At 33.5% G+C, this 5,550-nt stretch carries 4 protein-coding genes; 3 read left to right on the top strand and 1 reads right to left on the bottom strand.

All coding sequences use genetic code 11. The features are described 5' to 3' along the window. Positions 1-91 precede the first annotated feature (91 nt). Complete coding sequence (locus QZZ53_RS16645; protein WP_296386799.1) at positions 92-1,084, bottom strand: hypothetical protein; 993 nt, start codon at positions 1,082-1,084, stop codon at positions 92-94. Positions 1,085-1,323: 239 nt separating this feature from the next. Between QZZ53_RS16645 and fumC the strand changes: the two genes are divergently transcribed. The 3 genes from fumC to hutI form a co-directional block, all read left to right on the top strand. Then, positions 1,324-2,721, top strand: a complete 1,398-nt coding sequence (gene fumC, locus QZZ53_RS16640; protein ID WP_296386796.1) for a class II fumarate hydratase — start codon at positions 1,324-1,326, stop codon at positions 2,719-2,721. Positions 2,722-2,801: 80 nt separating this feature from the next. Then, a complete protein-coding gene (locus QZZ53_RS16635; RefSeq protein WP_296386794.1) occupies positions 2,802-4,226 on the top strand; it encodes a T9SS type A sorting domain-containing protein in 1,425 nt (474 codons plus the stop codon). Positions 4,227-4,324: 98 nt separating this feature from the next. Further along, a partial coding sequence (hutI, locus tag QZZ53_RS16630; RefSeq protein WP_296386791.1) for an imidazolonepropionase occupies positions 4,325-5,550 on the top strand: 1,226 nt, incomplete at its 3' end.

Genomic DNA, 5,550 nt, shown 5'->3' with positions numbered 1-5,550 from the left:
TGTTAAAAGTGGACGACCTTATGATGAAAACTTTGTTTCAAGATTAGCTTAAAATTGCTTGTTTTTTAACTCAGTTCTTTGTTGGCACCAGTTATTCTTTTCCGAGTTCAACTTTTTCAATTATCGAAAATCCTTTTGTTTTGCTAAAACTCATATTATGTACAAAATTTTGCATACTGTCAGAAGGGTCAATTGTTTCCAAATTCAAACTGTCGATTGTTTCAGGCGGAAATATAACAGATAAAATAGGTTGTTCTTCTAAATGTCCAGTTTTCGTATTAACAAGTTTGGAAAGTGCATTAATTCTTGCGTAATCAACTGGTAAATAAGCAAAAACTTCTCTCGCAATTCGCATTGAAGCACTACAAATATGGTCTTGATATAATTCGTTAAATCGTGATTTTGGCATATTCTTTTTAGACAACTTTCCCGTTGAAGTCTGTTTTAACTCATAATCTGGGATTACTTCTAAACTGTTTACGTGTAAATCTACGTCAATATGATTTTCATTAAAATTGAAACTAATTTGTGTACCTAACTCTCCAATGTCTGAAAATGGATTGAAATATTGAAGTGCTTTTTTATAATATTTAGCTTCGTTTTTGTTAATTCCAGCATTTATTTCTTGTAATTCTTTCCAATTATTTAATTCATCTAAATATTGTTTGTAACCTAAATCAAATTCTGTTTTATCTTTTGATTTGGCTTTTTCTACAAGTTCGGTTAATCTGTTTATTTTCTTTTGAGTTGAACCGAATATTTTATCAAAAAATGAAGGTTTAAAATTGTCTAATCGATTTTTAGCAACAACCTCGTTTTTATTTTCTTTTTTTGGCTCATTAGGCTTTTCTGTATTTTCAATTTGTTGCCAATCAATTGGTTCAGTACAATTCTTATGAAGAGATTGAATTGTGTCTACATAATTTTCCCAATCTAAAACTGCTTGTTGAGCATTTTCAATTTCTTGTAATTTTTGTTGCTCTTTAAATCTCTTTGCTGATTCACGTGCTTGTCTTTGTTGTTCTCTTTCCATTCTTCGGACTGCTGCTCCGTAAGAACGCATTGCTCCTTTTAATGTAGCCATTTTGTTTCAGTTTTTTTAATTGGTACCAACTTTGTGATATGAGTCCGTTTCAATGACTTATATCAAACGTTAAGCGAAGTTAGTTTTTTAGAAGCAAAATATCAATACGTAGAACTACGTAATTTTAATAAAAGTTATCAACTTTTTAAACTCATAATTCTGCATAAATAAAGCCTAATATTTAATAGTTTTCAATCCTCAAAATCAGTAATTTTGTAGGGCTTTTAAAACTATAAATTATGGATTACAGAATAGAAAAAGATACAATGGGCGACGTTAAAGTACCTGCCGATAAACTTTGGGGAGCGCAAACAGAACGTTCTCGAAATAATTTTAAAATTGGTGCACCTGCATCTATGCCTTTAGAAATTGTTTACGGCTTTGCTTACCTTAAAAAAGCTGCTGCTTACGCTAATTGTGAGCTTAATGTTTTAGCTAAAGAAAAACGTGATTTAATTGCTCAAGTCTGTGACGAAATTTTAGAAGGCAAACATAATGATCAGTTTCCGTTAGTCATCTGGCAAACAGGTTCTGGTACACAGAGTAACATGAATGTGAATGAAGTGGTTGCAAACCGAGCACACCAAATTGCTGGTAAAGTGATTGGAGAAGGTGAAAAAACCATACAACCAAATGATGATGTCAACAAATCACAATCATCTAACGATACTTTCCCAACAGGAATGCACATTGCAGCTTATAAAAAAGTGGTAGAAACTACGATTCCTGGAGTGATTCAACTACGTAATACATTACATAATAAATCTATTGAGTTTAAAAATGTTGTAAAGATTGGTCGTACACATTTAATGGATGCTACTCCACTTACATTGGGTCAGGAGTTTTCAGGTTATGTGTCGCAATTAGATCATGGCTTAAAAGCCGTAGAAAACACTTTAGCGCATTTAAGTGAATTGGCTTTAGGCGGAACTGCTGTTGGAACAGGACTTAATACTCCAGAAGGTTACGATGTCTTAGTTGCTAAATATATTGCAGAGTTTTCAGGTTTACCATTTGTAACGGCAGAAAATAAATTTGAAGCTTTAGCTGCACATGATGCCATTGTAGAAACACATGGAGCTCTAAAACAATTAGCTGTATCCTTAAATAAAATTGCTAACGATGTTAGAATGATGGCTTCTGGTCCACGTTCTGGTATTGGCGAAATCATTATTCCTGCAAACGAACCAGGAAGTTCTATTATGCCAGGAAAAGTTAACCCAACACAATGTGAAGCCTTAACTATGGTTTGTGCACAAGTTATGGGTAACGATGTGGCTGTAACTGTTGGTGGTACACAAGGACATTACGAACTTAATGTGTTTAAGCCAATGATGGCAGCAAACATTTTACAATCAGCTCAACTCTTAGGTGATGCATGTGCAAGCTTTGATGAAAATTGTGCCAGTGGAATTGAACCAAATCATGAAGTGATTAAAGAGTTATTAAATAATTCATTAATGTTAGTTACTGCACTTAACACAAAGATTGGTTATTACAAAGCTGCTGAAATTGCAAACACAGCTCATAAAAATGGTACAACACTAAAAGAAGAAGCTATAAATTTAGGTTATGTTTCTGCTGAAGATTATGACGAATGGGTAAAACCAGAAGATATGGTTGGTAGCTTAAAATAACGATGAAGCGTAATTTATTACCGACAAAATGCGTTTGATGCGAATTAATTAATATATTCGCACAAACAAACTTAATTATCATGAAAAGAACTTTACTTACTTTATTATCAATATTTTGCGTTGCTTTAACTGTAAATTCTCAAACCGTTTGGGCTGCAAAAACAACTATTGATGCAGCTACAGGAAATAACCCTTATACAATAGCGAATGGACTCATAGATGGCGATAGTAATCTCGATATTGTGATAGGTACTGATGAAGATCATATTCTTGTATGGTATAAAGGTAATGGAGATGGCACGTTTGTTAAACAAACTGCTATTACTAATACCTTAATGAATATTGGTGGTATTAAATTGGTTGATTTAAACAACGATGGTGACAAAGATATTCTAGCTGTAGGTTTTGGAGCATATAGTGGTCCTACACTTGCTATGGATTCCAAACTTGTATGGTTTGCAAATAATGGTAGTGGTAGCTTTGGTGCTGAGCAATTAATTACCGATAGTTATGATGGTATGAGCGGACTTTTTGTTGGTGCAATTGATGCTGGTGCAACTCCAGATATTGCTGTTACAGCCTCTGCTGATAATGAAGTTGTATGGTTTTCTAATGATGGCTCCGGAAGTTTTACTTTAGCAGGCACTATAGATAATACATTGACTACACCTGGTGTTGTAAATATGAAAGATATTGATGCAGATGGTGATTTAGATGCATTAATTGCTACTGCTGTTTATGGTGGTGATGTTATTGAAATATTTAGAAATGACCTTGTTCCTGGTGGTGCTGTTGCTTTTGCAAAAGATGCAACATCTGTTGCTACTGGAAAGGAAGGTTTTTTTAATGCTACTTTCGAAGATATAGATGGTGATGCTAATTTAGACATTTTAGCCACAGAAATTTCTTATGGTGGAGGTTCCGGAGGTCAACTTTATTGGTATGAAGACAATGGTGCTGGCTATACAGAAAACACATTTACTACAACGACTAATAATCCTGCTGTGGCTCAATTTAGAGATTTAGATAATGATGGACTAAAAGACATTATCGTTAGTAGTGGTGCATTAGCTGATGTTGCAGATTTAGTTTGGTTTAAAAATAATGGTGCCGGAAGTTTTGGTGCAGAACAAGTTATAAACGACACACAATCTCAAGTATTTGTTTATAATGTTGCAGATTTTGATGGTGATCTAGATTTAGACATTGCAAGTAATGCTTATGGCGCAGACAACTTAAACTATATTGAAAACTTATTAGAAACATTAGGTACTGATAATTTTGATGTTACTTCAATAAAGATATTCCCTAATCCAGCAAGAGATATTTTGAATTTTGAAGGCTTTAATACATCAATTGAAGTATCAATTTTTGATGTCCTTGGAAAAAGCGTTCTAAGTAAATCTCTAAATACAAATGAAACCTTAGACGTTTCTGAATTGGTAAGCGGAATTTATACCATTACAATAAATGGAACATTTGCTTCAAAATTTATAAAGGAATAGATTTTTAAAACTAAAAAATTAAAAGAAAACGTTAGCTTTATAAGGCTAGCGTTTTTTTTTGTTCAAAAAAATCGTAATCTTTACAAAAAGCCAACCATATGTCTATACTTATTACCAACATTAAACAATTACTCCAAGTTCATAAGCATAATCTTACTGTACTAAAAGGTAGCGAGATGAAAAGACTTACTGTAAAAGAGAATGCCTATGTTTATATAGAGCACGATACCATTATAGAATATGGTGACATGAAAAATTGCAAAGGTATTGAAGCAGAAACTGTTATAGATGCTACTGGTAAAATTGTATTGCCGTCTTGGTGCGATTCTCATACACATGTTGTCTATGCTGGTGATAGAACTTCAGAATTTGTAGATCGCATAAATGGTTTAAGCTATGCAGAAATTGCAAATAATGGAGGTGGTATTTTAAATTCCGCAAAACTGCTGCAAAACACATCTGAAGACGATTTATATGAACAGTCTATAAAACGCTTGGATGAACTTATTAAAATGGGAACTGGTGCTGTAGAAATTAAAACAGGTTATGGTTTAACGGTTGAAGCCGAGATGAAAATGCTTCGTGTTATTAAGCGCATTAAGCAAGAAAGTTTGGCCATAATAATTCCGACGTTATTAGCTGCACATGCTATTCCTGAAGCTTTCAGACCTAAAAAAGAAGAGTATATTAAACAGATTACTAAAGAACTTATCCCTAAAGCGGCTGAGTTAAATATAGCACACTATATAGATGTCTTTTGTGAAGAAGGCTACTTTGATATTAAAGACACTGAAGCCATTCTCAAAGCTGGGTTAGAACATAATCTAAGACCAAAAATCCATGTAAATCAATTCAATATTCTAGGTGGAGTTGCTTTAGGTGTTAAGCATAATGCTTTATCTGTAGACCATTTAGAAGAATTAAATGAAGATGATATTAAAGCTCTAAAAAATAGTGACACTATTCCTGTAGCATTACCTGGCTGTTCCTATTTTTTAAGTATTCCTTATACTCCTGCCAGACAACTTATTGATGCTGGATTACCACTAGCTATTGCTACAGACTATAATCCTGGTTCTGCTCCAAGTGGTAACATGAATTTTGTAGTTGGTGCAGCATGTGTAAAACTAAAATTAACTCCAGAAGAAGCCATTAATGCAGCTACAGTAAATGGTGCATATGCTATGGGAATTAGTAATATGTACGGCAGTATTACTAGAGGAAAAAAGGCGAATCTAATTATAACCAAGCCACTAAATGATTATAGTGAAATTCCTTATGCGTTTGCGCATAATCCAGTGGAACAAGTTATTATTAATGGTCA

It is taken from the genome of Winogradskyella sp. (genome assembly GCF_016744625.1).
Classification (GTDB): Bacteria; Bacteroidota; Bacteroidia; order Flavobacteriales; family Flavobacteriaceae; genus Winogradskyella.
Note: the sequence above shows the minus strand (reverse complement) of the source record. Positions and strands in the feature narration are given on the sequence as shown.